Source organism: Pseudonocardia sp. CA-107938 (assembly GCF_050936315.1).
Classification (GTDB): Bacteria; Actinomycetota; Actinomycetes; order Mycobacteriales; family Pseudonocardiaceae; genus Pseudonocardia.
This window is the reverse complement of record NZ_JBNJNA010000001.1, coordinates 4,053,829-4,079,695: the sequence shown is the minus strand read 5'-3', so window position 1 is coordinate 4,079,695 and position 25,867 is coordinate 4,053,829. Positions and strand designations below refer to the sequence as shown.

General features: G+C 74.4%; 24 protein-coding genes. 10 read left to right on the top strand and 14 right to left on the bottom strand.

What is annotated here, in order from left to right:
• Nucleotides 1-60: 60 nt before the first annotated feature.
• Nucleotides 61-1,005 carry a LysR family transcriptional regulator gene (locus tag ACQEVB_RS20305; protein ID WP_432973697.1) on the top strand — a complete coding sequence of 315 codons (945 nt, stop codon included), beginning with the start codon at nucleotides 61-63 and terminating at the stop codon, nucleotides 1,003-1,005.
• Here ACQEVB_RS20305 and ACQEVB_RS20300 read toward each other — a convergent pair whose 3' ends face one another.
• The 5 genes from ACQEVB_RS20300 to ACQEVB_RS20280 all read right to left on the bottom strand — a co-directional run bounded on the left by ACQEVB_RS20300 (nucleotide 1,006) and on the right by ACQEVB_RS20280 (nucleotide 5,090).
• Nucleotides 1,006-1,569 carry an HdeD family acid-resistance protein gene (locus ACQEVB_RS20300; protein ID WP_432973695.1) on the bottom strand — a complete coding sequence of 188 codons (564 nt, stop codon included), beginning with the start codon at nucleotides 1,567-1,569 and terminating at the stop codon, nucleotides 1,006-1,008.
• A gap of 48 nt (nucleotides 1,570-1,617) precedes the next feature.
• Entirely contained in the window at nucleotides 1,618-2,496 is an 879-nt protein-coding gene (locus tag ACQEVB_RS20295) for a CBS domain-containing protein (RefSeq protein ID WP_432973693.1), read from the bottom strand.
• Nucleotides 2,497-2,556: 60 nt separating this feature from the next.
• Entirely contained in the window at nucleotides 2,557-3,591 is a 1,035-nt protein-coding gene (locus ACQEVB_RS20290; RefSeq protein WP_432973691.1) for a regulatory protein RecX, read from the bottom strand.
• A 14-nt stretch (nucleotides 3,592-3,605) separates the two neighbouring features.
• Nucleotides 3,606-4,649 carry a recombinase RecA gene (gene recA / locus ACQEVB_RS20285; RefSeq protein ID WP_432973689.1) on the bottom strand — a complete coding sequence of 348 codons (1,044 nt, stop codon included), beginning with the start codon at nucleotides 4,647-4,649 and terminating at the stop codon, nucleotides 3,606-3,608.
• Nucleotides 4,650-4,895: 246 nt separating this feature from the next.
• Nucleotides 4,896-5,090 (bottom strand): DUF3046 domain-containing protein, encoded by a 195-nt coding sequence (locus tag ACQEVB_RS20280; RefSeq protein ID WP_432973687.1) that lies wholly within the window; start codon nucleotides 5,088-5,090, stop codon nucleotides 4,896-4,898.
• 29 nt (nucleotides 5,091-5,119) lie between these two features.
• Here ACQEVB_RS20280 and ACQEVB_RS20275 point away from each other — a divergent pair, with 29 nt between their 5' ends.
• From ACQEVB_RS20275 to ACQEVB_RS20260, 4 genes are all read left to right on the top strand, one after another.
• Nucleotides 5,120-6,421 (top strand): CoA transferase, encoded by a 1,302-nt coding sequence (locus ACQEVB_RS20275; protein WP_432973685.1) that lies wholly within the window; start codon nucleotides 5,120-5,122, stop codon nucleotides 6,419-6,421.
• A 183-nt stretch (nucleotides 6,422-6,604) separates the two neighbouring features.
• Nucleotides 6,605-7,339, top strand: a complete 735-nt coding sequence (locus ACQEVB_RS20270; RefSeq protein WP_432973683.1) for an arginase family protein — start codon at nucleotides 6,605-6,607, stop codon at nucleotides 7,337-7,339.
• A gap of 45 nt (nucleotides 7,340-7,384) precedes the next feature.
• A complete protein-coding gene (locus ACQEVB_RS20265; protein ID WP_432973681.1) occupies nucleotides 7,385-12,235 on the top strand; it encodes an ATP-dependent helicase in 4,851 nt (1,616 codons plus the stop codon).
• 443 nt (nucleotides 12,236-12,678) lie between these two features.
• The gene (locus ACQEVB_RS20260; protein WP_432973679.1) at nucleotides 12,679-13,632 is read left to right on the top strand and encodes an SGNH/GDSL hydrolase family protein; all 954 of its coding nucleotides are present in this window, start codon (nucleotides 12,679-12,681) and stop codon (nucleotides 13,630-13,632) included.
• Nucleotides 13,633-13,635: 3 nt separating this feature from the next.
• Here the strand turns inward: ACQEVB_RS20260 and yidC are convergent, their stop codons facing one another.
• Nucleotides 13,636-14,511: a membrane protein insertase YidC gene (yidC, locus tag ACQEVB_RS20255; RefSeq protein WP_432973677.1), complete on the bottom strand. Its 876-nt coding sequence runs from the start codon at nucleotides 14,509-14,511 to the stop codon at nucleotides 13,636-13,638.
• Nucleotides 14,512-14,569: 58 nt separating this feature from the next.
• The gene (locus ACQEVB_RS20250; RefSeq protein ID WP_432973675.1) at nucleotides 14,570-14,866 is read right to left on the bottom strand and encodes a DUF6412 domain-containing protein; all 297 of its coding nucleotides are present in this window, start codon (nucleotides 14,864-14,866) and stop codon (nucleotides 14,570-14,572) included.
• Between the two features lie 110 nt (nucleotides 14,867-14,976).
• Here ACQEVB_RS20250 and ACQEVB_RS20245 point away from each other — a divergent pair, with 110 nt between their 5' ends.
• Together ACQEVB_RS20245 and ACQEVB_RS20240 are read left to right on the top strand one after the other, a co-directional pair.
• Nucleotides 14,977-15,159, top strand: coding sequence for a YegP family protein (locus tag ACQEVB_RS20245; protein ID WP_432973673.1), 183 nt, complete (start codon nucleotides 14,977-14,979; stop codon nucleotides 15,157-15,159).
• A 63-nt stretch (nucleotides 15,160-15,222) separates the two neighbouring features.
• Entirely contained in the window at nucleotides 15,223-15,972 is a 750-nt protein-coding gene (locus tag ACQEVB_RS20240) for a GNAT family N-acetyltransferase (protein WP_432973671.1), read from the top strand.
• Nucleotides 15,973-15,991: 19 nt separating this feature from the next.
• Here the strand turns inward: ACQEVB_RS20240 and ACQEVB_RS20235 are convergent, their stop codons facing one another.
• Genes ACQEVB_RS20235 through ACQEVB_RS20220 form a run of 4 tightly spaced genes read right to left on the bottom strand, consistent with a single transcriptional unit; the run spans nucleotide 15,992 to nucleotide 19,602 of the window.
• Complete coding sequence (locus tag ACQEVB_RS20235; RefSeq protein WP_432973669.1) at nucleotides 15,992-16,636, bottom strand: response regulator; 645 nt, start codon at nucleotides 16,634-16,636, stop codon at nucleotides 15,992-15,994.
• On the bottom strand, nucleotides 16,633-17,943 hold the full coding sequence (locus ACQEVB_RS20230; RefSeq protein WP_432973667.1) for a sensor histidine kinase: 1,311 nt from the start codon (nucleotides 17,941-17,943) through the stop codon (nucleotides 16,633-16,635). The genes ACQEVB_RS20235 and ACQEVB_RS20230 overlap by 4 nt, the downstream gene beginning before the upstream one ends.
• On the bottom strand, nucleotides 17,934-18,668 hold the full coding sequence (locus ACQEVB_RS20225) for an ABC transporter permease (RefSeq protein WP_432973665.1): 735 nt from the start codon (nucleotides 18,666-18,668) through the stop codon (nucleotides 17,934-17,936). The genes ACQEVB_RS20230 and ACQEVB_RS20225 overlap by 10 nt, the downstream gene beginning before the upstream one ends.
• Before the next feature lie 10 nt (nucleotides 18,669-18,678).
• Nucleotides 18,679-19,602, bottom strand: a complete 924-nt coding sequence (locus tag ACQEVB_RS20220; protein WP_432973663.1) for an ABC transporter ATP-binding protein — start codon at nucleotides 19,600-19,602, stop codon at nucleotides 18,679-18,681.
• Between the two features lie 93 nt (nucleotides 19,603-19,695).
• Between ACQEVB_RS20220 and ACQEVB_RS20215 the strand changes: the two genes are divergently transcribed.
• Nucleotides 19,696-20,499 carry a DNA-formamidopyrimidine glycosylase family protein gene (locus ACQEVB_RS20215; protein ID WP_432973661.1) on the top strand — a complete coding sequence of 268 codons (804 nt, stop codon included), beginning with the start codon at nucleotides 19,696-19,698 and terminating at the stop codon, nucleotides 20,497-20,499.
• Here the strand turns inward: ACQEVB_RS20215 and ACQEVB_RS20210 are convergent, their stop codons facing one another.
• Nucleotides 20,500-21,258 (bottom strand): ABC transporter permease, encoded by a 759-nt coding sequence (locus ACQEVB_RS20210; protein ID WP_432973659.1) that lies wholly within the window; start codon nucleotides 21,256-21,258, stop codon nucleotides 20,500-20,502.
• The gene (locus tag ACQEVB_RS20205; protein WP_432973657.1) at nucleotides 21,255-22,202 is read right to left on the bottom strand and encodes an ATP-binding cassette domain-containing protein; all 948 of its coding nucleotides are present in this window, start codon (nucleotides 22,200-22,202) and stop codon (nucleotides 21,255-21,257) included. Before ACQEVB_RS20205 ends, ACQEVB_RS20210 begins: the two co-directional genes overlap by 4 nt.
• A gap of 57 nt (nucleotides 22,203-22,259) precedes the next feature.
• On the opposite strand from ACQEVB_RS20205, the gene ACQEVB_RS20200 reads away from it, so the two are divergent.
• Nucleotides 22,260-23,321, top strand: coding sequence for a TetR/AcrR family transcriptional regulator (locus ACQEVB_RS20200; RefSeq protein WP_432973655.1), 1,062 nt, complete (start codon nucleotides 22,260-22,262; stop codon nucleotides 23,319-23,321).
• 55 nt (nucleotides 23,322-23,376) lie between these two features.
• Here ACQEVB_RS20200 and ilvY read toward each other — a convergent pair whose 3' ends face one another.
• Nucleotides 23,377-24,252 carry an HTH-type transcriptional activator IlvY gene (gene ilvY / locus ACQEVB_RS20195; protein WP_432973653.1) on the bottom strand — a complete coding sequence of 292 codons (876 nt, stop codon included), beginning with the start codon at nucleotides 24,250-24,252 and terminating at the stop codon, nucleotides 23,377-23,379.
• Between the two features lie 89 nt (nucleotides 24,253-24,341).
• Here ilvY and ACQEVB_RS20190 point away from each other — a divergent pair, with 89 nt between their 5' ends.
• Nucleotides 24,342-25,808, top strand: coding sequence for a ketol-acid reductoisomerase (locus tag ACQEVB_RS20190; RefSeq protein WP_432973650.1), 1,467 nt, complete (start codon nucleotides 24,342-24,344; stop codon nucleotides 25,806-25,808).
• Nucleotides 25,809-25,867: the final 59 nt, after the last annotated feature.

The following is a 25,867-nucleotide window of genomic DNA, read 5'->3' as shown; positions in this document are numbered from 1 at the left end:
TGCGGGTCCTCGACGTCCAATGCATCGGAATGGTTCAAGCGATAGCCGTACGCTATGCGAGTGACACTTCAGCAGCTCGCGTACTTCCTCGCCGTCGCCGACGTGGGCAGCTTCACTCGCGCGGCCGAGGCCATCGGCGTGGCCCAACCCACACTGTCGCGGCAGCTCAGGGCCCTGGAAGACGATCTCGGCGCCCAGCTCGTCGACCGCGGGGGCCGCGACGGGCCCACCCTCACCCCCGCCGGCGAGGCCGTGCTGCCGCTCGCGCGCCGCATGCTCGCCGACGCCGCCGGCGCCCGACGCACGGTCGCCGAGATCGTCGGGCTGCGGCGTGGTCGCGTGCGTGTCGGCGCCACCCCGTCGCTCTGCATCGGTGTGCTCGCCGACGTGCTGCGCGTGTTCCACGAGCAGCACCCCGAGATCCGGCTGGAGCTCACCGAGAGCGGCTCGCAACCGCTGGTGGCCGGGCTCGTCCGCGGCGACCTCGACGTCGCGCTGGTGATCGTGCCGAGCGAGGGCGTCGACCCCAGCCTGGCGACCGAGCCGGTGCTCCGGGAACGGCTGTCGATCGCCTCCCCCGCGGCCGCTGCGCCGATCTCGGGCCGCGGGTCCGTCGGGCTCCGCGAGCTCGCCCGCCGCCCCCTCGTGCTCCCTCGCCCCGGCTACGACGTCCGCGAGACCGCCCTGCGCGCGTTCCGCGAGGCCGGCATCACCCCGCACATCGCGGTGCAGGGTGGCGAGATGGACGCCATGCTGCGCCTGGTCGAGGCCGGCACCGGCGTCGCCGTGGTGCCCGATCTCGTGTTCGCCGGACGACCGCGGCTGCGACGCACCGTGCTCACCCCGCCGGTCTACCGCACGGTGGCGCTCGCCCGCCGCGCCGACCTCACACCGACCCACGCCACTGCGGCGTTCCGGCTCACCCTGCTCGACTTCCTCGACGAGCTGTCGAGCGCCGGGGGTCTGGCCGGTGACGTCCAGGTGCTGCGTCCGCGCGACAGCTGATCACGCTGCCGCGTCGACCTGACGCGCGAGTGATCGGAGGCGGAACGCCCACACGATCACGACGACGCCGAACACCACGGCGAACGCGCCGAGCAGCCACACGAACGCCAGGATCCCCGCTCCCGGCTGCACGAGCAGCGCGATCCCGAACAGGACGCCGAGCACGCCGCCGGCCACCGTCCAACCCCAGTCGACCGCGCCCATGCGCCGGGCACCGAGGCCACCGGCGATCTCCGCCACGCCCACCACGATCGCCCAGACCCCGATCAGCACCAGGATCGTCAGCGCCGTGGCACCCGGCCACACCAGCGCGACGACACCCGCGAGCAGGCTGACCACGCCCTGCGCGACCAGCCACCCCCAGTGCGGCATCACGGCGCGGGCTCGCACACCGGCGACGATCGCCGTGACGCCGTCGAGGATCGCGTAGACGCCGAACAGCACGATGAGCCCGAGCAGCGCGATCCCCGGTGCCAGCAGGGCGACCAGACCGAGCAGGACGGCGAGCACACCGCGGAGCAGCACCATCGACCACAAGGCCTTGGCGGCCGAGGTCAACGTCACGACCGGAACCTAGCGTCGTTCCCCCGTCCCGATCGTGTAAATACGCGGTCAGAGCAGGTCGGACCGGCTGACGATCCCGACCAGCCGGCCCCTCGACACCACCGGGACCACCCGCAGCCCGCGTTCCACGAACTCCCCGAGCAGCACCTGCACCGACGCCTCCGGCGGCACCGTGACGACCTCGCGGGTCATCGCGCCGCCGACCGTCCGGGCCCGGGTGGAGCGACGGCCGTCCAGCGGGTCGCGGAGCAGGTCGGCCTCGCTGACGAGGCCGACCAGCTTGCCGTCGCCCGAGACCACCGGCAGCGACGAGAACCGGTGCTTCGTCAGCAGGTCGATCGCCTGGTCGGTGCTCATGTCGGCCCGAGCCGTGATCAGGTCGCCGGCCGTCATGACGTCGGCGACGTTCAGCTCCCGGTTCCAGTCGGGCGACTCGTGCCGCGGCGGCCGCCGCGCCGCCGTCAGCGTCGCCGACTCCTCCGCCTTGGCCGCGCCGCCGCGCGCGGTGCCGATCGCCCACCCGGCGGCCCGGGCCAAGGGGCTGCCGCGCCGGCGGGGACGCAGCAGGTCGCTGCGGGTGATGACGCCGACCAGGTGGCCCCGATCGACGATCGGCATCACCCGCAGCTCGCCGTAGGCGCGGAGCCGGTGGGTGAGGATCGAGATGTTCGCGTCGGGCTTCATCGTGATCACGTCGGCCGTCATGACGTCGGCCACGATGGCGTCGCCGGACTCGGTGCCGCGGTCGGCCCGGTGCCGCAGGATGTCGATCCCGCTGATGATGCCGACGAGCCGGCTGGAGCGGTCCAGGACCGGCAAAGCACTGAAGCTGTACTCCTTGAACAGCTGTTCCGCACGTGCCAGGGGAGCGTCGGCACGCACGGTCACCACGCGGGTGGTCATGATGTCGCGAGCGCGGAGAGCCATGTACCAGACGGTAACGTCGGACACCGACGGTTGCCGGCCCAACGCGCAGACTCGGCCCGACTACCCGTCCGGGTGAATCTCCTCCTCCAGCTCGGCACCCCGCTCGGCCAGTGCCCGCCGGACGACGCCGTACGCCACGCCGGCCCCGTAGCCCTTGCGGGCCAGCATCCCGACCAGTCGACGGGCCGCCGACTGCTGCTCCTCGGCGGTCGTGACGGCCATCGATCGCAGCTTCTTCACGACCAGGTCGTGGGCCCGGGCCTCCTCGGCCGCGGGGTCGACCTCCTCCAGCGCCTCCTCTGCCACCTCGTCGTCGATGCCCTTGCGGCGCAGCTCGACCGCGATCGCCCGCCGGGACAGCCCGCGAGCACGGTGCCGCGACCGCACCCACTGCCCGGCGAACGCGGCGTCGTCGATCAGGCCCACCTCGTCGAAGCGGGACAGCACCGCCTCGGCGGCCTCGTCGGGGATCCCCTTGCGCTGCAGCGCCTGCGCCAGCTCCTGACGGGTGCGGGCCCGGTCGGTGAGCAGGCGCAGGCAGATCTCCCGCGCCACCCCGACCGGATCGGCCTCGATCGCGGCCCTGGCCTGCTCCGCGGCGCGCTCGCTGCGGGCCTTGCGGCGCTCGGCCCGCGACCCGGTCTCGTGCTCGGGGTGCGGCTCCGCGGCCTGGTAATCAACCGGCCGAGGACGCCGACGCTCCGCCACCGTGCCCGACCCGCCGTCGGAGCGGGCGGCCCGGCGGCGGTCGTCCGCCTTGCCGACGCCACTCGCCCGGCTCGCTCGGCCGATCATCCGGGCCAGGTCGGCGACGGTCGCCGAGCGCTCGGCAACGGGCCCGGTGCCGACCGCAAGCTCGGCGGCCGACACCGTGGTCGCACCTGCTACGCCATCGCCGGCGGCCCGCAGGTCGGCCACCTCCGCGGCCGGCCCGGGCGCACCGCCGAACTCGGCGAGTTCCGCGGTGGCGCCGACCTCGGCCTGCTGACCGGCGATCCCGGCCAGGGAGGCCACCTCGGGTGGGCCGCCGAACTCGCCCTCCTCGGTGCCTTTCCCCGTGCGGACCTGGTCGAGCCGGAACGAACCGCCGCTCACCCCACCTGCTCCGCTCAGAAGTCGACCGGGGCCGGCACGGCATCCACGCTCGGCGCGTCGACCTGCGGGCCGACGCCGAGCTTCTCCTTGATGCGCTTCTCGATCTCGGCCGCGACGTCGGGGTTCTCCCGCAGGAACTTGCGGGCGTTCTCCTTGCCCTGGCCCATCTGGTCGCCCTCGTAGGTGTACCAGGCACCGGACTTGCGGACGATGCCCTGCTCCACGCCCACGTCGACGAGCGAACCCTCCCGGCTGATGCCGACGCCGTAGAGGATGTCGAACTCGGCCTGCTTGAACGGCGGCGCGACCTTGTTCTTCACGACCTTGACGCGGGTGCGGTTGCCGACCATGTCGGTGCCGTCCTTCAACGTCTCGATGCGGCGGATGTCGAGCCGCACGGACGCGTAGAACTTGAGCGCCTTACCACCCGTCGTGGTCTCCGGCGAACCGAACATCACGCCGATCTTCTCGCGCAGCTGGTTGATGAAGATCATGGTGGTGCCCGAGGAGCTCAACGCGCCGGTGATCTTGCGCAGCGCCTGGCTCATCAGCCGCGCCTGCAGGCCGACGTGGCTGTCGCCCATCTCGCCCTCGATCTCGGCGCGAGGCACGAGCGCGGCCACCGAGTCGACGACGATGATGTCGAGCGCGCCGGAGCGGATCAGCATGTCGGCGATCTCCAGCGCCTGCTCACCCGTGTCGGGCTGCGAGACCAGCAGGGCGTCGGTGTCGACACCCAGGGCCTTCGCGTACTCCGGGTCGAGGGCGTGCTCGGCGTCGATGAACGCCGCGATGCCCCCGTTGGCCTGCGCGTTGGCCACGGCGTGCAGGGCGACCGTGGTCTTACCGCTGGACTCCGGGCCGTAGATCTCGATGATGCGCCCGCGGGGCAGGCCGCCCACGCCCAGCGCGACGTCGAGGGCGATCGACCCCGTGGGGACGACGCCGATCGGTGGGCGGGTGTCGTCGCCGAGGCGCATCACCGAGCCCTTGCCGTGGTTCTTCTCGATCTGGGCGAGGGCGAGCTGCAGCGCCTTCTCGCGGTCGGGTGCGGTCATCGCCGTCTCCACCTCGTGCTCGGTATGCCGGTCATGTCTCACGTCATGTCATGCGGGGAACGAATCGTGCTGATGGAAATGACGGTAGAGGCGACCACCGACATTTCGCGGACGACCTCCGGATCTGTGGATGGCCGACCCCCGATGTGGACAACATCCTAGCGAACGGGTGTTCGAAAGCGGAAACTGACACGCCGGACGGCTAGGATCCCGCGCCCACCGGCGCGCGCGGGAGGAGAACACGTCTCAGCGCCGGGCCGGCGGCACGTCGTAGACCTCGCAGACGGCCTTCCAGACCTCGCGCGGGTCGATGCCGAACTCCAGCGCCTGCTCGACCGTCCGGTCGCCGAGCTGGGCGAACACGTGGTCGCGTGCCACAGCGGCGGCACGCGCGGGACCGAACTCGGTCTCCATGAGATCGCGGAAGTGGGTCAGTCGCACCCCGCCACGGTAGATGGCACGCTGCGACCATGACCGACGCACGGCTCGGCACCGCACGGGTGTGGGCCGCGCTGGGCGGCGACCCCGCGGATCTCGACCGCCTGCAGATCGTCGGACCAGCGGAAACGCTCCCGGCGCGGCACGCGGTGACTGTCGCCGGTGCCGCCGCGGTGGGGGCGAGCCTGCTCGCCGGTACCCGTTCCCCGGTCGTGCTGGACACCCGTGGGCTCGCCGTGGCTCTGCGCAGCGAGCGGCACCTGCGGATCGACGGGCGGTCGCCGGGCAGCGGGTTCGCTCCCCTGTCGGCGTTCCATCGGTGCGCGGACGGCTGGATCCGGCTGCACGCCAACTACCCGTGGCACCGCGCTGCCGCGCTGCGCGTCCTCGACGCAGCGACCGACGAGGAGGCCACGGCGGCGATCGCGGCCTGGCCGGCCGTCGAGCTGGAGACGGCGCTGCACGCGGCAGGCGGGGTCGGCGCTGCGGTCCGCACGACGGCGCAGTGGCGCGCCACGGTCGGCGAGCCGCCCCCGCTCGTCGAGCACGCGGACCTCGGGCCGGCGGCGCCCCGGCCGGAGCGCAGGCCCCGGGTGCTCGACCTCACCAGGGTCATCGCCGGGCCGGTCGGCACCCGCACGCTCGCCGTCCACGGCGCCGACGTGCTGCGCCTGGACCCGCCCGACCGGCCCGAGATCCCCGCGCAGGCCTGGGAGGCACTGCCGGGCAAGCGCAGCGCGCTGCTGGACCTCGGCGCATCCGGCGCAGTGCTGGAGGAGCTGCTGACCGGCGCCGACGTGGTGGTCACCGGATACCGGCCCGGCGCGCTCGACCGGTTCGGGCTGGCTCCCGAGGCCCTCGCCCAGCGGTTCCCGGGCCTGGTCGTGGTGACGTTGTCGGCCTGGGGCCACCGCGGGCCGTGGGGTGCCCGGCGCGGGTTCGACTCGCTCGTCCAGGCAGCGTGCGGCATCGCCGTCGACGAAGGCAGCGCGGACGCGCCGGGGACACTGCCCTGCCAGCTGCTCGACCACGCCACCGGCTACCTCGTCGCCGCGGCGGCGCTGCTCTGCCTGCGTCGCCAACGGGCGACCGGCGGGACCCCGCACGTCCGGTTCGCGCTGGCCGGGACGGCGGCGTGGCTGCAGAGCCTCCCGCGCGGCGAGCCCGGCCACGTCGAGGACGTCGATCCCGCGCCCTACCTCGTCGACGTGCCGACGGCCGACGGGACACTCACGCTCGCCCGGCCGCCCGGCGCCGTCGACGGGCAGGCGCTCGACTGGCCGGCTCCGCCGCCCGCGTACGGCGCTGCCGTGGCACGCTGGGTGGCGAGATGACCGAGATGACCGATCTGTCCTCGCCGTTGTGGCAGGTGTTCGCCCTGCTCGCGATCGTGGCGTCGCTCGCCACCGTCGTCCGCTGGTGGTTCATCAACCGGCGCAAGTGAGCGTGGCCGGGGCTTGTCGTCGGACGGCAGGAATCCTGCGGACGGGCGGTCCGGGCAGTGGTGGGATCGGGGTATGAGCGTCCTGTCCGTCCCGTTCCACCTCGACGAGCGACTCCCCGACTTCGAACCACCGCTGCGCCCGGACCTGGTGCTGGACCCGCCGCTGCCCGCCGGCGGTCCCTGGGAGCGCATGGCCGTGCTCTACGAGCAGGTGGCGCAGGCGGTGGCCGTGGAACGGGCGGCGGGACGGGTACCGATCGTGCTCTCCGGGGACTGCACGACGTCGTTGGGCGTCGTGGCGGGCCTCCAGCGGGCCGGCACGGACCCTGCACTGGTGTGGTTCGACGCGCACGGCGACGTGCAGACCCCGCAGACCTCCACGTCGGGCTACCTCGGCGGGATGCCGATCCGGCAGCTCGTCGGAGGGGCCGACCGGACCGTCCCCGACGCCCTCGCGCTGCGGCCGGTCGCCGAGGCCGACGTCGTGCTCGTCGACGGGCGTGATCTCGACCCGCCGGAGGCCGAGTTCCTCGCCGGATCGGCCATCCGGCACGTCGGCGGGGACGCCGTGCCGCTCCCGGATCGGCCCTGCTACCTGCACCTCGACGTCGACGTCTGCGATCCGGCCGAGGTGCCGGGCCTCCTGTTCCCGGTGCCGGGCGGGGTACCGCTGGCGATGCTGGGCACGGCGGTCCGGCGGCTGCTGGACACCGGTGACGTGGTGGCGATCGGACTCGCCTGCACCTACCGGCCCGGCAGCGGTGCCACCCCGGCGCTGGCCGAGTTCGCCTCCGCGCACCTGCCCTGACCTGCGCAGATCGGAGGCGGGCGGAAACTGTCGGGGGTCGGGCGCATGATGGTTGCCGTGACCGGACCGTCGGCGCTCGAAGGGTTCTCCCCCGCCACCCAGGAGTGGTTCCGGGGTGCCTTCGTCGCGCCGACCGCCGCCCAGGAAGGGGCCTGGCAGGCCGCGCAGGCGGGGAAGCACGCGCTGGTCGTCGCGCCGACGGGCTCGGGCAAGACCCTCGCCGCGTTCCTGTGGGCGCTCGACCGGCTGGCTGCCGAGCCGCCGCCCGCGGAGGCGGTCCGGCGCTGCCGGGTGCTGTACGTGTCGCCGCTGAAGGCACTCGCGGTCGACGTCCAGCGCAACCTGCGCTCTCCGCTGGCCGGCATCCGGCAGGCCGCGCAGCGGCTCGGCCTGCCCGTCCCCGACATCACGGTGGGCATGCGCACGGGCGACACCCCGGCCGACGAGCGCCGGTTGTTCGCCCGTACCCCGCCCGACGTGCTCGTCACCACCCCGGAGTCGCTGTTCCTGCTGCTCACCTCCGCGGCGCGGGAGTCGCTGCGGGGCGTGCGCACGGTGATCCTCGACGAGGTGCACGCGGTGGCCGGCACAAAGCGCGGGGCGCACCTGGCGCTGTCGCTGGAACGGCTCGACGAGCTGCTCGAACAGCCCGCACAGCGCATCGGGCTCTCGGCCACCGTGCGACCCATCGACGAGGTGTCCACGTTCCTGGCCGGCGCCCGGCCGGTCGAGGTGGTGTCGCCACCGATCCCGAAGACGATCGAGGTCGCCGTCGAGGTGCCGGTGCCCGATCTCGCCGCGCTCGACGAGCGGCCGGCACCAGGGAGCAGCGACGAGGAAGTGGTCGGCTCGGCGGCGGGCACGGCGCAGCGCCCGTCGATCTGGCCTGCGGTCGAGCGGCGGCTGCTGGAGCTGGTCCGAGCACACCGGTCGACGATCGTCTTCGCCAACTCGCGACGGCTGGCGGAACGCCTGACCTCGCGGCTCAACGAGCTGGCCGCCGAGGACGCTGAGGAGATGATCGATCTCGACACCTTCCCCGCGGAGGCGGTCGGGGCCTCCGGGATCGGCGGCGGCGCGGCACCCACCGTCGCGAAGGCCCACCACGGCTCGATGGCCCGCGAGCAGCGCACCCTCGTCGAGGAGGAGCTCAAGAGCGGGCTCCTGCCGTGCGTGGTGGCCACCTCCAGCCTGGAGCTCGGGATCGACATGGGCGCGGTCGACCTCGTCGTGCAGGTGGAGGCACCGCCGAGCGTCGCGTCGGGGCTGCAGCGGGTCGGCCGGGCCGGCCACCGGGTGGGAGCGATCTCCCGCGGCGTCGTGTTCCCCAAGTACCGGGGCGACCTCGTCTCCTGCGCGGTCGTCGCCGAGCGCATGTCGGGCGGGGCGATCGAGTCGATGCGCTACCCCCGCAACCCGCTCGACGTGCTGGCTCAGCAGATCGTGGCGATGGTGGCGCTGGAGAGCTGGCATCTGGCCGATCTGGCGGCGGTGGTGCGACGGGCTGCGCCATTCGCGGCGCTGCCCGATTCGGCGCTGCACGCGGTGCTCGACATGCTCGCCGGGCGCTACCCGTCTGAGGAGTTCGGTGAGCTGCGGGCCCGCATCACCTGGGACCGCGTCACCGACGAGCTGAGCGGCCGGCCGGGCGCGCAGCGGCTCGCCGTCACCTCCGGCGGCACGATCCCGGACCGTGGGCTGTTCACGGTGATGACCCCGGGCGGGGCAGACGGTGCGGGTTCGCGGGTCGGCGAGCTAGACGAGGAGATGGTCTACGAGTCCCGCGTCGGCGACGTGTTCCTGCTGGGCACCTCCAGCTGGCGCGTCGAGGACATCACGCACGACCGGGTCATCGTCACCCCGGCGCCGGGTCAACCGGGCCGCATGCCGTTCTGGCGCGGCGAGTCGATCGGGCGCCCGCTGGAGCTGGGCCGTGCCGTCGGCGCCTTCGTGCGCGAGATGGCCGCGCTCGACGACGACGCGGCCCGGGGGCGGGCAGCCGCCGCCGGGCTCGACGAGTGGGCGGCCGACAACCTGCTGGCCTACCTGCGCGAGCAGCGCGAGGCCACACGCCAGGTGCCGAGCGACCGCACGATCATGGTGGAGCGGTTCCGTGACGAGCTGGGCGACTGGCAGCTCGTGGTGCACTCGCCGTTCGGCTCGCAGGTCAACGGGCCGTGGGCGCTGGCGATCTCGGCACGCATGCGCGAGCGGCGCGGCGTGGAGGCACGGGCCGCCGCCGGCGACGACGGCATCGTGCTGCGCCTGCCCGACGCGGTCGACGAGTCCGGCGCCGAGATCGTGCCGACGGTCGAGGACGTCCTGCTCGACCCCGGTGAGGTGGAGCAGATCGTCGTGGCCGAGCTGGGGTCGTCGTCGCTGTACGCGGCCCGGTTCCGGGAGTGCGCGGCGCGGGCGCTGCTGCTGCCGCGGCGCGATCCGCGGCGCCGCACCCCGCTCTGGCAGCAGCGTCAGCGCGCATCGCAGCTGCTCACCGTGGCCAGCAAGTACGAGGGCTTCCCCGTCACGCTCGAGGCGATGCGCGAGTGCGTGCAGGACGTCTACGACCTGCCCGGGCTGAAGCAGCTGATGGGCGACGTCGAGTCGCGGCGGGTGCGGATGGTCGAGGTGCAGACCCCGGCGCCGTCGCCGTTCGCGCGGAGCCTGCTGTTCGGCTACGTCGGGATGTTCCTCTACGAGATGGACGCGCCGCTGGCCGAGCGGCGGGCGGCCGCGCTGGCGCTCGACTCCACGCTGCTCGCCGAACTGCTCGGCACCGAGGCGATCCGCGAGCTCCTGGACCCGGCCGTGCTCGCCGAGGTGGAGACGTCGCTGCAGCGGTTGGCGCCGGAGCGGCACGCCCGTGATGCCGAGGGCGCAGCCGACCTGCTGCGGTTCCTCGGCGATCTCACCACCGAGGAGGCCGGGCTGCGCGGGGTCCGTCCGGAGTGGCTCCGCGAGCTGGAGTCGGCGCGCCGGGTGATCCGGGTGCGGATGGCGGGCGAGGAGCGCTGGCTGCCGGTCGAGGACGCCGGCCGGGTGCGCGACGCGCTCGGCGCGGCGCTGCCCGTCGGCGTGCCCGAGGTGTTCACCGAGCCTGTCCCCGACCCGCTGGGCGATCTCCTGCTGCGCTACGCCCGCACCCACGGGCCGTTCCCGGCGGCAGCGGCGGCGCACCGCTTCGGGCTGGGTGTGGCCGTGGTGGCCGGGGTGCTCGATCGGCTGGTCGGCGTCGGCCGGCTGGTGCGGGGCGAGCTGCGGCCGGGCAGCGACGGCATCGAGTTCTGCGACGCCGAGGTGCTGCGCCGGCTGCGGCGGGCGTCGCTGGCGCGGCTGCGCGCCGAGGTCGAGCCGGTCGAGCCGCGCGCGCTGGGCCGGTTCCTGCCGGCCTGGCAGGGCGTGCAGGCCGCGACGTCCGGCGACCGGCGGGGCCGGATGCGCCGGGCACCCGGCCCGGAGGACGTGCTGGGCGTGGTCGAGCAGCTCGCCGGAGCACCGTTGCCGGCCAGCGCGCTGGAGTCCCTGGTGCTTCCGGCCCGCCTGCCCGGCTACTCCCCCGCGCTGCTCGACGAGCTGACCGCAGCCGGCGAGGTCACCTGGACCGGGTGCGGCACGCTCGCCGGCAGCGACGGCTGGCTCGCCGTCGCCCCGGCCGATGTCGCTGACCTGCTGCTTCCCGATCCCGAGCTCGACGCCGTCGCCACGCCGGTGCATCGGGCGCTGCTGGCCGCGCTCGGCCGGCCCGACCTCGACGTGCCCGTCGAGCACAGCGGGGCAGCGCTGTTCTTCCGCCCACTCGCCGATGCGGCCGGCCGCGTGCTGATCGACGCCGGGGAGGCCGCCCCGGCCGACGACGTGCTGCTCGCGGCCCTGTGGGACCTGGTGTGGGCAGGTCTGCTCACGAACGACACGCTCGGCCCACTGCGGGCGCGACTGTCCGGCGGGCGGAGCGCGCATCGTGCCCGGCGGGCGCCGGCGCGCGGCCGGTACGCGCAGTTGCGCGCCGCGCGCCCGGCGATGCCGAGCCGGAGCGGGCCGCCGTCCGCGGGCGGGCGCTGGGCACTCGTCGCGGATCGGGAGCCGGACCCGACGCGCCGGATGCACGCGCGCGCCGAGTCGTTCCTGGAGCGGCACGGCGTGCTCACCCGCGGTGCCCTGGGCACGGAGCGGGTGGTCGGCGGGTTCTCCGGCATCTACCGGGTGCTGCGCTCGATGGAGGACTCGGGACGGGTGCGGCGCGGCTACGTCGTCGACGGGCTCGGCGCGGCGCAGTTCGCGGTGCCCGGAGCGATCGACCGGTTGCGGGCACTGTCGCGACCGGTGGGTGAGGACGGCCCGCCGAGCGCCCCGCCCGTGCCCGCAGCAGTGGTCCCGGCGAACCCGCCCGCGCCCCGCTGGCAACCCGAGCCGCCCGCCGGCGGGGACTCCGGAGAGGCACCGGCGGAGCAGCCCGAGCGCTGGATGCCGGAGCCGGGCTGGCAGCAGCCACCTGTGCCACCGCCTCGGCACCCCACCGGTCGCGCGAGCCCGGCGGCTGTCGTGCTCGCAGCCGCCGACCCGGCGCAGCCCTACGGTGCGGCGCTGGCGTGGCCGGCCACGGTCGGCGACAGCAGCCATCGGCCGGCGCGGAAGGCGGGATCGCTGGTCGTGCTGGTCGACGGGGCACCGGTCCTGTACGTAGAGCGGGGCGGCCGGTCCCTGCTGTCGTTCACCGCCGACCGGGACGAGCTGGCCGCGGGCGCGCGAGCGCTCGCCGGTGCGGTGCACGAGGGTTGGTTGGGCGCGCTCGCCGTGGAACGGGCCGACGGCGCCCACTCGCTCACCAGCGACGTCGCCGAGGTCCTGACCGAGGCCGGCTTCCGGGTCACGCCGAAAGGACTGCGACTGCGGGCGTAGGGGATCAGCCGACGGGCGGTCGGAGCGCGGCCGCGGTGGCCCCGTCAACCACAGTGCGGGCGACGGTGGAGCGGAGGTTCGCCGTGTGCCGGCTCAGGACGGCGGCCACGCCGGCAGGCTCGCCCCACCCGCTGCGACGGGGTGGTCGGTCGGGGCTCTGCCGGTAGGGCCAGCCAGGTCGATGGCGCCGACCCGCGGTGTCGGCGTAGGACTCCCCGGGGCGCTGCGGTGAGGCGCGCCCCGGGCCGGTCCGGTGGCGACGGCTGCGACGTCCGACTGCGGTCCGCTGCTGCTGAGGCTGTCGCCGGCGGCCTGGTTGCCCGGTAGCCGCCGCCGTGCTGCCGCAGCGGCGCGCGGCCTGCGAGACACGTCCGTTCCGAGCTGCGCATCCTCTGTCGATCACGGTCGTTGAGTGGGCACACCCGACGCACCGGAGGCTGTTGATGCGTGCCCGAATCCGTCATCGGGCCGTTCCGGTCCTCCTCCTCGCGGTGGCGGCCGGCCTGCTCGTGCAGGCGCCCGTCGCGCACGCCGCGCCGGCCGGGTACCACAAGTACGTCGCGCTCGGTGACTCGTGGACCGCCGACGTCGTGCTCCTCGGCACCGCCGGGACGCCGACCGGGAAGTACGTGCCGGTGGACTGCTTCCAGTCGACCTTCAACTACCCCAAGCAGGTCGCGAAGGCGCTCGAGGTCGAGTCGTTCTTCGACGCGAGCTGCGGCTCGGCGACCACCGAGCACTTCTTCCAGCCGCAGTCCGGCCTGCCGTTCGGCGGCACGAACCCGCCGCAGCTCTCGCGCCTCACGCCGGACACCGACCTGGTCACCGTCGGGATCGGTGGGAACGACGCGGAGCTGGCCGGCGCGGTGATCGACTGCCTCAACGTCACCGGTTCGCTGGTGGCACCCCTCCTGCCGTTGCCGTACCCGCTCGCCGCGTCGTGCAAGGCGAGGTGGACCGCCGAGGGCGTGGACCGCATGTCGGAGAACATCGCTGCGGCCGAGCCGAAGGTCGTGGCCGCGCTGCAGGCCGTCCACGACCGGTCCCCCGACGCCGACGTCTTCCTGGTCAACTACCTCGCCGGCATCCGCGGTCCGGGGTGCTATCCGCTGGTCCAGGCGAGCAACGCCGACCAGGTGTGGCTGGCCGAGAAGCTGCAGGAGCTGAACGCGATGCTCGTGCGGGCGGCCGAGGCCGGCGGCGCGCGGCTCGTCGACACGTACACCGCGACCATCGGGCACGACGTGTGCAAGCTGCCCACCGTCCGGTACGCGGAGGCGTTCCTGCCGGTGTCGCTCAACCAGCCGGCGGTCGCGGTCCCGTTCCACCCCAACTCCGCCGGCGCCGACGCGCAGGCCACCGCCGTCCTCTCGGCCATCACCAGTTCCCGCGCGTAGGGCTCAGCGGCGGGGCTTGCGGCGCCCGCTGCGGGACCGGCTGCGCCGCCGGCCCGGGTTCCCGGTCGCGCCGGGAGCGGGCGCGGCGGCCGGCACGAGCTGCGGTGCGGGCGCCGGCACCGTCCGCTCGACCCACGCGGTGCCGACCCGGTGCTGGGCCAGCGTCCAGATGTTGCTGATCAGCCAGTAGAGCAGGACGCCGACCGAGAGCGGGAACAGCAGCCCCGCGACGACCGCCACGGCCGGCGCCAGCCACGGCAGCCAGCGAAGCCCGTCGAAGGTGCTGGTGGCGAGCGACTGCCGCATGGTCAGGTGGGTGGCCGCCGCGGCCAGCAGGAGCAGCGGCACGGCGACCGCGAGGACGGCGACGCGGTCGACGCCGAAGCCGTCGAGCAGCGTCGCCGGCATCGCCGCGTACGCCGACAGCGGCACGCCGGCGATGCGCGCGTCCAGGAACGACGCGACCTCGACCGGCCCGAACGCGTAGTTCGCCGTGCCCGTGTGGAAGCCCTGCAGGACGTGCAGCAGACCGAGGAACACCGGCGCCTGCACCAGCGCCGGCAGCAACGTTCGCCAGGTCGACGCGCCGTGGGCGCGCTGCAGGGCGCTGGTCTCGCGCAGCATCCGGACGGGATCGTCGGCGTGCCGCGTGCGCAGCGCGGTGAGTTCGGGACCGATCCGCCGCAGGGTGGCCGCGGACCGCAGCTGGGCGATGGCCGGCACCAGCAGCACCGCCCGCAGGGTGACGACGAGGAAGACGATGGCGAGCACCCACGCCGCGGACGGATCGACGAAGGCGGAGAAGAGGCCGTGCCACGCGCGCATGAGGGCGGAGACGGCGTAGTAGACGGGGTTCAGGACGGCATCGAAGAAGGACATGACGGCACTCCGAGGACAGCCGGGACAGGGACACGTGTCCGGCGGAGTGCGCGAGCGACTACCCCGCCGGGGTGCCGACCGACGGGGCTCGGGAGCGGGTGTGGCCTGCGGCGTCGGGATCGCGCTGGCGGGGTACGGCGCGGCCGGCGAGCGTCCGGTGGTGGGCGCGGGCGGCGACGGCCGGCACGGCGGGATCGGTGCGGGCGGCCACGACGTGGGCGAGGCCCCACGCGCAGACCAGGGCGGCCCCCACGACACCGGCGATCAGACCGGGTTCCCCCACGCCGCCGGCGAGCGCGACCAGCGCGGACCACAGCATGACGAGTGCCGTCGCCCGATGGATGGTCCCCCGCACGAGTCCATCGTAGGCGAACCGGCGTTCGGCACCCGGCAATGAGACTCCAGTCGCGCTACGGTCCAGGAACGATCTGCCCACATGATCAGGTCAGGTGAAGGAGCGCGACGATGTCGGGGAAGTTCGAGATCTACGAGGGCAAGGACGGCAAGTTCCGGTTCCGGCTGAAGGCCGGCAACGGCGAGGTCGTGGCGACCGGCCAGGGCTACTCGTCCAAGGCTGCCGTGAAGAAGGGGGTCGAGGCGGTCCAGAAGGCCGCCGAGGGTGCAACGGTCGTCGAGACGGAGTCCTGACCGCCGGCTGATCACTGCTGAATCCGCTCGCCACGTGACCCCGCGGGCGAGCACAGTCGCGGTATGGACGTCGTCCCCGCGAAGGACACCGCAGGCTGCGCCGCCCGGTTCGCCCCGGAGCGTCCGGGCGGCGCGATGATCGCTGCGCACGTGGCGCAGGCGGGCGTCGGCCGGTTCCGCGTCGATCGCCTCGACGCGCCGCAGGTCGTCCTGGCGGAGCTGCCGGGCAACGCCGCGCTCCGCGGCGATCCGGCGTGCCTGCCGCCGGACGCGCTCGACGGGTGCGCCGGCTTCGTCGCCGCCCCCGCGGAGTTCCTGCCGGTGCTGCGGGCCGCCGATCCAGGCGTCGCGGCATGGGACCGGCTCGTGTTCGAGCTGCCGGCCGACGTCGGTGTGCCGGGCAGCGACGCGGTGCTGCTCGGGGCGGCCGACGCGCCCGCGATCGCCGCGTTCGAGGCCGACGGCGCCTGGATCCACGAGACCTGGGGCAGCCCGGCCGCCCTCGCCGCTTCGGGGCTGGCCCGCGGTGTGTTCGTCGACGGACGGCTGGTGTCGATCGCCGCGACGTTCTACCTCGGAACGCGGTACGAGGAGCTCGGCGTGGTCACCGACTCGGCGCACCGGCGCCGCGGCCACTCCTCCGCGGCCGCGGCCGCGCTGATCGCCGACATCCGCGCGCGCGGCCGCGTCCCGGTCTGGTCGACGTCCCCGGACAACGCCAGCAGCCTCGCCGTCGCGCACCGGCTCGGGTTCCGCCCGAGCGGCACCGGTGTGCTGTACGCGCTGCGGGTGCCGATCCCCGTCAGCTCGTGACGCCGGTGCCGCTGCCCCCTCAGCCGCTCGTGCTCAGCAATCCGCGCCGGTACCCGGCCGCGACGGCCGACGCGCGGTCGCGGACGTCCAGCTTGGCGTAGATGTGCAGCAGGTGCGTCTTCACCGTGGCCTCGCTGATGAACAGCTGCTTGGCGGCCTCGCGGTTGGTGGCACCCTCGGCGACGAGCCGCAGCACCTCCAGCTCGCGCGCCGACAGCGACTCCTGCGGGGCAGGCTCCGCCGAGCGGTCACGCACGCTGCCCATCAGCCGCCCGGCCACGGCCGGCGACAGCACGGCCTCGCCGCGGTGCGCTGCCCGGACCGCCCGGAGGAGCTCCTCGCGCGGGGTGTCCTTCAGCAGGTATCCGGTGGCGCCGGCTTCGATCGCGGGCAGGACGTCGCTGTCGGTGTCGAACGTGGTGAGCACCAGCACCCGCACGTCCGGCGTGGTGCGCCGCAGCTCGCTGATCGCCTCGACCCCGCCCATGACCGGCATCCGCAGGTCCATGAGGACGACATCGGCGCCCGAACCGGGCAGCCGCGCCAGCGCCTCCGCGCCGTGCCCGGCCTCCCCGACGACCGCCATGTCCGGCTCGCCGTCGATCACGCCGCGCAGCCCGTCGCGCACGACCGGATGGTCGTCGACGATCAGCACCTTGATCATTCTTCCGCCTGCTCCTGCGCGGGGATGGCCGGCACGCTCGCCGAGACGGCCGTGCCCTCCCCCGGCGCGCTCTCGATCTCCCACCGGCCCGACACCCGCCGCAACCGCTGCTCCATCGCCGCGAGCCCGAAGCCGGAGCCGCCGACGGGCCCGCGGTAGGTCGCGGGATCGTATCCGCTGCCGTCGTCGCGCACGTCGAGCACGACGACGTCGTCCATGTAGCTCAGCGTGAGCCCGACGCGGCTGGCGCCGGCGTGCTTGCCGACGTTGGCCAGCGCTTCCTGGGCCACCCGGTACAGGGCGACCTCGAGGTCGGGCAGCAGCGGTGTCGGCTCGCCGGTGGTCTCGACGGTCAGCGCGACGCCGCTGGTCTCGGCCCAGCTCTTGGCCATCTCGGCGATCGCGTCGGGCAACCGGGCCTCGGCGAGGCGGGTGGGCGCGAGCGCCGCGACGGATCGACGGGCCTCGGCGAGGCTCTCCCTGGCCAGCCCGCGGGCGGTGTCGACGTGCCGGCGGCGGACCTCCGGCTCGGCCTCGGCGACGTCGGCCGCCTCCAGCTGCGCGACGATGCCGGTGAGCCCCTGGGCGATGGTGTCGTGGATCTCGCGCGCCATGCGGGCCCGCTCGTCGCGCACCCCGGCCTCCCGCGCCGCCACCAGGAGCTGGGCGTGCAGAGCGGCGTTCTCGTCGAGCGCCGCCGAGAGCCGCGCGTTGGCCTCGTCCAGCTCCTCGATGATCGCCCGGCGGGTCGAGGCGAGCTCGGAGGTGAAGTTCCCGTACCAGGTGAAGAGGCCCGCCACACCCATGTTCACGACGACCAGCACGCCGTACCCGATCACCATCAGCGTCGTCACCTCGGCGAACCGCCCGCCGAGGTAGGTGTACGACACGATCGCCGACGCGACGAAGAGCCCCACGTAGCGCCAGCGCCGCGGCAGGAACCCGAACGCCGCCGAGTAGGCGGCGACCGCGAGGAAGCCGAAGATCGGCGAGAACCACACCAGCGGCGCCATCAGGCCGAGCAGACCGGTCACGTAGACCGGTCCACCGATCCGCCCCTCGGCGCGCATCGGCGTCGTGCCGACGAACCACCAGGCCCACGCCGCGAGCGCCACGGTCAGCGGCAGCACCCCGGACCAGACCCACGTGTCGTCCTTGACGATCAACGGGGTGGCCGCCACTCCGATCGCCAGCCCGAGGTACGGCGTCCAGCGGGCGAACAGCGACTCCATCCGCTGCTCGACCGACGCCATGCGGTCGTCGGCGAAGCGGCTGGGCCGCGACGCCGCGACGCCGGTCACTCCCATCGGAAGAGCCTCACCGCTGCCACGGTAGCGACCACGGCGATCCCGGCCAGCACCGCGAGCTGCACGGGTGCGGCGCCGTCCCCCGTCCAGGCGGACTGGAAGGCGCCGATGCCCGGCGGCACGAACTCCCCGATCCGCACCACGACCTCGGGCAGCAGGAACCTGGGCAGGTACAGCCCGCCGAAGAACTGGGTGACGAGCAGCGCGATGGTGCCCACACCGGCAGCGGCCTTCGCCCTGGGTGCGCGGGCGGCGATGAGCAGGCCGAGCCCGAACATCGACGCCGTCCCGACCACGAACGTGACGGCGAACGCGACGGGGTGGCGCGGCGGCTCGATGCCGAATCCGGCGACGGCGACCGTCACCATCAGCAGCATCCCGAGCACGGCGGTGGCGACGTTGAGCGCCAGCTGCACCTGCAACACCACGGCCGGCCGGACGGGCGTGATCGCGAGGCGGCGAAGGATGCCCTTCTCCCGGTACGCGACGAGCCCGGCCGGCATCGTCTGGAGGGCGAGGAACGCGAGGCTCCAGCCGAGCAGCGACGGCGTGAAGACGGTGAGGAACGCCTGCCCGCCGAACCTGGCCGCGGGTTCGCGCAGCGCCGGAACGGCGCCGAGCCCGACGAGCAGGGCGGTCGGCAGCAGCAGCGCCAGCAGGACGTTCCCGGGTTCGCGCAGGAACAGGCGGGCCTCGGTGCGGGCGAGGACGGTGGTGGCAGACACGCTCGGCTCCTCAGACGTTCTGCGGGACGGACTCGGTGAGCGCGACGACCGCGTCGTCGAGGCGGGCCTGCTCGACGCGCAGGCCGCTGGGGACGATGCCGTGGCCGGCGAGTGCGCTGGTCACGGCGGTGAGCAGCTCGCCACGCCCGGCGACCTCGACGATCGGCCCGTGCCGGAGCACGGTGTCGACCTCGGGCAGGGCTCGCAGCACTGCGTCGTCGACGGGGGCGGACGGGCGGAAGCGCAGCCGCTGCCCGCCGGCGAGCCCGGCGATCAGCCCGGCCGGGCTGTCCATGGCGACCACGCGGCCGGCGGCGAACACCGCGACGCGGTCGCAGAGCCGCTCGGCCTCCTCCATGATGTGCGTGACCAGCAGCACCGACACGCCCTCGTCGCGGATCTGCTCGATCGCCGCCCACGCGTCGCGCCGGGCCTGCGGATCGAGCCCGGTGGTGAGCTCGTCGAGGATCGCCACGCGCGGGCGCCCGACGAGCGCGAGCACGATCGAGAGCCGCTGGCGCTGCCCGCCGGACAGGTCGCGGAAGGCGGTGTCCCGCTTCGGCCCGAGGCCCCAGCGGTCGATCAGCTCGCGCGGATCGGCCGGATCGACCGATTCGGCGCGGTAGAAGGCCGCGAACAGCTCGACGGCCTCGGCCACCCGCAGCCGTTCGGGCAGCTCCCCGGCCTGCAGCTGCACGCCGAGCACGCGACGCAGTGCCGCGCGGTCGCGCTGCGGGTCCAGCCCGAGGACCGAGATCGAGCCCGCGTCCGGGGAGCGCAACCCCTCGATGCACTCCACGGTCGTGGTCTTCCCGGCGCCGTTGGGGCCGAGGATGCCGACGATCTCGCCCTCCCCGACGTCGATCGACACGTCGGCGACGGCGACGTGGTCGCCGTAGGCCTTGCGCAGGTGACGCACCTCGATGACCGGCATGCAGCGATGCTGCGGCCTGCCACCCCTTCGCCGGATCGACCGGCACGGCGGAGCGCGATCAACCGATCGGTGGATCAGGGCTATCGTCCGGGAGTGCCCGAGGGCGACACCGTCCACCTCGCCGCAACGCGGTTGCACGCCGCGCTGGCCGGGAAGCTGCTGGTCCGCGGCGAGCTGCGGCACCCACGGCTGGCCGGGGAGGACCTCGCCGGCCGGATCGTGCTCGGCACCGTCCCCGTCGGCAAGCACCTGTTCACGCGCTTCGACGACGGCCGCACCCTGCACTCGCACTTCCGCATGGACGGGGCATGGCACATCTACCGGCCGGGCCAGGGCTGGCGGCGGCCGGCCCACGAGGCGCGCGCGGTGCTCGCGTCGGCGGACCAGGTGGCCGTCGGCTTCGCGCTGCACGACCTGGAGCTGGTGCCGACCGCCGAGGAGGGCCGGCTGGTGGCGCACCTGGGGCCGGACCTGCTCGATCCCGGCTGGTCGGACGCGCACGCCGCGGAGGCGCTGCGCCGGTTCACCGCCCGCGGCGCGTCCGAGGTGGGGCTGGTGCTCGCCGAGCAGCGGGTGATGGCCGGGGTGGGCAACCTCTACAAGTGCGAGACGTGCTTCCTCACCGGCGTCACGCCGTGGACGCTCGCCCGCGACGTCCCCGACCCTGCCGCGATGATCGCCCTGGCCCGGGACCTGCTGGTGCGCAACGCCGACCGGCCGCAGCAGTCCACCACCGGCCTGCTCGGCCGCGGCGAGCAGCACTGGGTGTTCGAGCGGACGCGGCTGCCGTGCCGGCGCTGCGGCACCACCGTGCGCGCGGCCGAGCAGGGCGAGAGCGTCTACGCGCGGCCGGTGTACTGGTGCCCGCGGTGCCAGGCCGGGCCGCAACCCGCCTAGCTACTCCTGCCGGCTGTACGCGCGCACCGCGAGCGGGCAGAAGACGAGGAACAGCCCGGCCGACCACAGCAGCGCTGGTCCAGTGCTGGTGTCGGGCGTTCCGTTCAGGAGCGCGCGGCAGGCGTTCATGACGTGGCTGACCGGGTTGATCTCGGCCCAGGCCCGCAGCCAGCCGGGCAGGGTGTCGGTCGGGGTGGCCATGCTGCTGCCGAGCTGCAGCGGCACGAACGCGACGAAGCCGATCGCGAGCACCGCGTCGGGGTTGCGCACGACCACCCCGAGCCACACCGTGACCCAGCTCAGGCAGAAGCCGAACAGGATCGCGAGGCCGACGGCGCCGAGCGCGGCGAGCGCACTGCCGTGGACGCGGAAGCCGAGCGCCGCACCGACGCCGAACACGATCGCCACCGCGCCGACGTACCGCAGCACGTCGGCCAGCACCGCGCCGAGCAGGGGCGCCGCGCGCCCGATCGGGAGGCTGCGGAACCGGTCGGTGATGCCCGCCTTCAGGTCGAGGTTGATCGCCGTCCCCGTGGCGACGGTGCCGGCGAGCCCGGCGGCCATCACGAGCGCCCCGGGCAGGAGGTACTGCAGGTACTCGGCGGTGGAGCCGGCGACGGGCCGGCCGAACAGGTAGAGGAACAGCACCATGAACAGCACGGGTGTGACGGCGCCGTTCATGATCGGGCCGGCGGTCCGGCTGGGCTTGGCGAGACTGCGGCCGGCGAGCACCGCGCTGTGCCGGACGACGGCGATCATGCGGCCTCCTCGGTCGTGGCGGCGCCGGTGAGCGAGCGGAACACGTCGTCGAGGCTGGGGAGGCGCAGTGCGAGCTCGGCGACCGCGACGTCCTGCGCCCGCAGCGCGGCGGCGAGCTCGAAGAACTCGCCGTCGCCCGTGACGGGCACGACGAGCTCGTCGCGACGCCGATCGGGCAGCCGGCCCACGATCCGCGTGACGATGCCGGTGACGGCGCCGAGATCGGCGGTGTCGGCTGGGCGCAGCACGACCGTGTGCCCGCCGACGCGGCGCTTGAGCTCGGCCGGCGTGCCGGCGGCGAGCACGCGGCCGCGGTCGAGGACGGTGACGGCGTCGGCGAGCGCGTCCGCCTCCTCCAGGTACTGGGTGGTGAGCAGCACCGTGACCCCGTCCGCGGCCAGGCCGCGGATCAGCTGCCACAGGTCGGTGCGCGTCCCGGGGTCGAGTCCGGCCGACGGCTCGTCGAGGAAGACGACCTCCGGGCGCCCCACCAGGGCGGCGGCCAGGTCGAGGCGGCGACGCATCCCGCCCGAGTAGGTGCCGACCCGCCGGTCGGCGGCCTCCTCGAGACCGAACCGGGCGAGGAGCTCGGCGGCCCGCTGCCGGGCGCCGGCGCGGCCGAGGTCGAGCAGCCGACCGATCAGCACGAGGTTCGACCGGCCGGACAGCTCCTCGTCGACGCTCGCCTGCTGCCCGGACAGCGCGATGCGGCGCCGGACCCCGGCCGGGTCGCGCCGGGCGTCGATGCCGGCGACGTGGACGGTGCCCGCGTCCGGTCGCAGCAGCGTCGCGAGCACCCGCACGACGGTCGTCTTGCCGGCGCCGTTCGGCCCCAGCAGGCCCAGCACGTGCCCGCGGGGCACCGCGAGGCTCACTCCGTCGACGGCGGTGAGCCGGCCGAACCTCCTGACCAGCCCGTCGAGCTGGATACCCATGCCTGCCATGTTCTCACCATTCCGATGTCGTCATCATCTGGATGGTGACCGTATCATGGTCGTGTGATGGCGAGGCTGACCCGCGCGCAGCAGCAGGAGCGGACCGGAGCGGCGATCCTGGCCGCTGCCCGGCTCGAGTTCACCGAGCACGGCTTCGCGGACGCGAAGATCGACCGCATCGCCGAGCGGGCCGATCTCACCCGCGGCGCGGTCTACTCGAACTTCCCCGGCAAGCGCGCGCTGTACCTGGCTGTGCTGGTCGACGCCGTCGAGAGCGAACGCGCCGAGCCCCCCGACCGGTCACCGTCCTCCGCGGGCGGCGCGCTCGGCGCGTTCGCCCGGGTGTGGCTTGAACGGTTGCCGCTGGTCGGCGACTCGGCGGGGAGCGGCCACCTCCAGCTGCGGTCGCTCGCCGGGGTGCTCGACTCCGAGCCGTCCCGCGCCGTGCTCGCGGAGCTCCTGACGTTCGAGGCCGTCCTGCTGGCGCTCGCGGTCGAGCCGCGGACGGCGCTGCGGATCCGCACCACGCGCCTGGCCCAGCTGGCGCTCACCCTGCTGCACGGTGCGGCCGCGCTCGCCGAGAACGCCCCGGGGTCCGTCGACCCGTTCGACGTGGCCCGGGGCGTCGAGCAGCTCGCCGGCACCGTCCTGACGGCCGAGGAGGAGCCGCCGCACCTGCAGTACGTCCCCCCGGCCCGCGCGGTCGAGGAGCGGTGGACGGTCCCGCGCGGGCTGCGCAACGAGGTCACCGGCCGCTTCCTCGACCTCGCCGAGGACGGTGTGGTCGTCGTGCTGGGTGCCGGGCGGCTGTCCGCCGCCGGCGAGGCGCTGCGCGCGGCGCGGATGCGCGACGACGTGACACTCGTCGTCGTGACCGGCGATCCGGCCGAGACGGGGCGGCTGGTCCGGCTGCGGATCGCCGACCTGCTCGGCTGCCTGCGCCGAACCGTCCCGGCGGCGGATCTGCCGCAGCCGCGGATCGTGCTGGACGACGCCGGCGTGGTTCCGGGGGCCTTGGGCGTCGAGGCCGTCGACGACACGACCGAGCTCGCCGTCCGGGTGCGGGACGGGCTGATCGTCGCCCGCGCGGAGGGCCGCAGTGCCGGCTACGCGGCGGCCGTCCACTGAACCCTGCCGACGACGCGTCGAGAACGACGTTGTCGCGAACTGAATCGATTCGATTTCACGGCAACGTCGTGCTCGTCGGGTGCCGCGGCCGTGCCGTGCCCCACAGCGCGGCCACCACCGGACGCCGCAGGTCCTCCCGGCGCACGCAGAGCCCGACGCGCATCGCCGCCGGACCCGGTTCCGCGGCGAGGACCTGCAATCGGGGTGCGACCGCGCTGGTGTCGAGCACCAGCCGCGGCACGATCCCGATGCCGTAGCCCAGCGCGGCCAGGGTGAGGACGGCCTCGTGCCCGTCCGGTTCGGCGGCGACGGGCGGCATCGCGCCGCGGGCGCGGAACCAGCGCTCGGCGGCGTCGCGCACCAGGCCGCGCCGGGGCAGCACGTACGGCCCGTCGGGTGCCGCGGGTCCGTCCACCGCCGCGACGAGGACGAGGTCGGTGCTGGTCACGGTGCGGACGAGCATCGACTGCGGCACCCGGTCCGGCACGCCGGCCACGGCCGCGTCCACCTCGCCCTCGTCGAGCCGGGCCAGCGCGGCCGCGGCGTCACCGGTGCGCAGGTCGACGTGGACGAGCGGGTGCGCAGCTCGCAGCGGGGCGAGCAGGTCGGGCAGCAGCGCCTGGCAGGCCGTGACGGTGGCGAAGATCCGCAGGACGCCGGCGAGGTCACCGCGGGCCGGGTCGGCGGCGCGGAAGGCCTGCCAGGCCTGAGTGACCTCCTCGGCGTAGGCGCGGAACCGCTGCCCGGCCGGGGTCAGGGCGACACCGCGCGGGCCGCGGTCGAGCAGCCGCTGCCCGGCGCGCGCCTCCAGCCGCTGCACCGTGCGCGTCAGCGTGGACGGGCTGACGTGGCAGTCCAGGCTCGTGCGTCCGAAGTTCAGTGTGTGACACAGATGGAGGAACAGCCGCAGCTCGGTCTGCTCGTCGGACATGCTCGCTGACCTGCCCATTCCGTGTTCTGCAACGCTGCGCATCGATTGTTGCGCTTGGCGCAGGATGGTAGCCGCTCTACAACCGAGACATGCGTCCTGACCTGCAGTCCTCGGTGTTCGCCCTCGAGACGATCGACGTGCCCGGCGGCACCGAGACCGTCCTGCGCGGTGGCCGGCACCTGTTCCCGCTCCTCCCGGAGGCCTTCGCCGGGATCTCGTCGATCGGCGTGCTCGGCTGGGGGCCGCAGGGCCGGGCCCAGGCCCGCAACCTGCGCGACTCGCTCGCCGGCACCGGCATCACGGTGCGCGTCGGGCTACGGCCCGGTTCTGCCTCGGCCGCCGACGCCCGTGCCCACGGCTTCACCGAGGACGACGGCACCCTCGGCGACTGGCTCGCCGTCGCCGCCGCGAGCGACCTCGTGATCCTCCTGATCGCCGACGCTGCGCTCGCCGCCCACCACGAGGCGGTGTTCGCGGCGCTGCGACCCGGCGCCACCATCGGCCTCTCGCACGGGTTCCTGCTCGGGCACCTGCGGGAGATCGGCAGCGACTTCCCCGTCGGGCACCCGGTGATCGCGGTCTGCCCGAAGGGCATGGGCGACTCGGTGCGCCGCCTCTACGAGCAGGGCCGCGAGATCAACGGGGCGGGCATCAACGCCAGCGTCGCCGTCCACGCCGATCCGGACGGCCGAGCGACCGACCGCGCCCTCGGCTGGTCGGTGGCGCTCGGCTCGCCGTACACCTTCGCGACCACGCTGGAGAGCGAGTACCTCTCCGACATCGTCGGCGAGCGGGCCATCCTGCTCGGCGCCGTGCATGGCCTGGTCGAAGCGCTGTGGCGGCACTTCCGCATCGCCGGCGACGACCCCGTCACCGCGTACGAGCGGTCGTGCGAGAACGTGACCGGCCCGATCGCCCGCACCATCTCCGCGTCGGGGCTCGACGGCGTGCGGGCCGCCCTGGACGACGCCGGGCGGGCCGTGTTCGACCGCGCCTACGCGGCCACCTACGGGCCGGCCGGCGAGCTGGTCGCCGAGATCTACGACGAGGTGGCCGACGGCACCGAGCTGCGCAGCGTGATCCTCGCCGAGGCGCGGCTGGCGGACCGGCCGATGACGCCGATCGCCGGCTCCCCGATGTGGGCCGCGGCGACCGCGGTGCACGCGCGGCGCGGCACCGCGGAGCTGCCGATCGACCCGCTCACCGCCGGCATGTTCGTCGCGACGATGACGGCGCAGGTGGACGAGTTCCTGCGCCGCGGCCACCCGTGGTCGGAGATCGTCAACGAGACGATCATCGAGGCCGTCGACTCGCTGCTGCCGTACATGCACGCCCGCGACGTCGCGTTCATGGTGGACAACTGCTCGCGCACGGCCCGGCTCGGCACGCGCCGCTGGGGCCCGCGCTTCCAAGCGGCCTACGAGCAGATCGCGCTCCCCCGCGCCGCAGCGGACGGCGACCCGGCCCTGGTCACGGCATTCGCAGCGCACCCGGTGCACGCGGCGCTGGCGACGGCCGCGAAGCTGCGCCCCTCCGTGGACATCGCGGTCCAGTAGCACCGCACACACGGCTGGGCCCGTTCACCCACGTTCGGACGTGTGTGAACGGGCCCAGC

Coding starts and splice junctions, on each gene's coding strand:
- ACQEVB_RS20295 (WP_432973693.1), bottom strand. CDS start 2,496: ATGGCTCTCCGCGCTCGCGACATCATGACCACCCGCGTGGTGACCGTG.
- recA (WP_432973689.1), bottom strand. CDS start 4,649: ATGACCGCACCCGACCGCGAGAAGGCGCTGCAGCTCGCCCTCGCCCAG.
- ACQEVB_RS20275 (WP_432973685.1), top strand. CDS start 5,120: ATGACCGACGCACGGCTCGGCACCGCACGGGTGTGGGCCGCGCTGGGC.
- ACQEVB_RS20270 (WP_432973683.1), top strand. CDS start 6,605: ATGAGCGTCCTGTCCGTCCCGTTCCACCTCGACGAGCGACTCCCCGAC.
- ACQEVB_RS20265 (WP_432973681.1), top strand. CDS start 7,385: ATGATGGTTGCCGTGACCGGACCGTCGGCGCTCGAAGGGTTCTCCCCC.
- ACQEVB_RS20260 (WP_432973679.1), top strand. CDS start 12,679: ATGCGTGCCCGAATCCGTCATCGGGCCGTTCCGGTCCTCCTCCTCGCG.
- yidC (WP_432973677.1), bottom strand. CDS start 14,511: ATGTCCTTCTTCGATGCCGTCCTGAACCCCGTCTACTACGCCGTCTCC.
- ACQEVB_RS20245 (WP_432973673.1), top strand. CDS start 14,977: ATGTCGGGGAAGTTCGAGATCTACGAGGGCAAGGACGGCAAGTTCCGG.
- ACQEVB_RS20240 (WP_432973671.1), top strand. CDS start 15,223: ATGGACGTCGTCCCCGCGAAGGACACCGCAGGCTGCGCCGCCCGGTTC.
- ACQEVB_RS20235 (WP_432973669.1), bottom strand. CDS start 16,636: ATGATCAAGGTGCTGATCGTCGACGACCATCCGGTCGTGCGCGACGGG.
- ACQEVB_RS20230 (WP_432973667.1), bottom strand. CDS start 17,943: ATGGGAGTGACCGGCGTCGCGGCGTCGCGGCCCAGCCGCTTCGCCGAC.
- ACQEVB_RS20220 (WP_432973663.1), bottom strand. CDS start 19,602: ATGCCGGTCATCGAGGTGCGTCACCTGCGCAAGGCCTACGGCGACCAC.
- ACQEVB_RS20210 (WP_432973659.1), bottom strand. CDS start 21,258: ATGATCGCCGTCGTCCGGCACAGCGCGGTGCTCGCCGGCCGCAGTCTC.
- ACQEVB_RS20205 (WP_432973657.1), bottom strand. CDS start 22,202: ATGGCAGGCATGGGTATCCAGCTCGACGGGCTGGTCAGGAGGTTCGGC.
- ACQEVB_RS20200 (WP_432973655.1), top strand. CDS start 22,260: ATGGCGAGGCTGACCCGCGCGCAGCAGCAGGAGCGGACCGGAGCGGCG.
- ilvY (WP_432973653.1), bottom strand. CDS start 24,252: ATGTCCGACGAGCAGACCGAGCTGCGGCTGTTCCTCCATCTGTGTCAC.
- ACQEVB_RS20190 (WP_432973650.1), top strand. CDS start 24,342: ATGCGTCCTGACCTGCAGTCCTCGGTGTTCGCCCTCGAGACGATCGAC.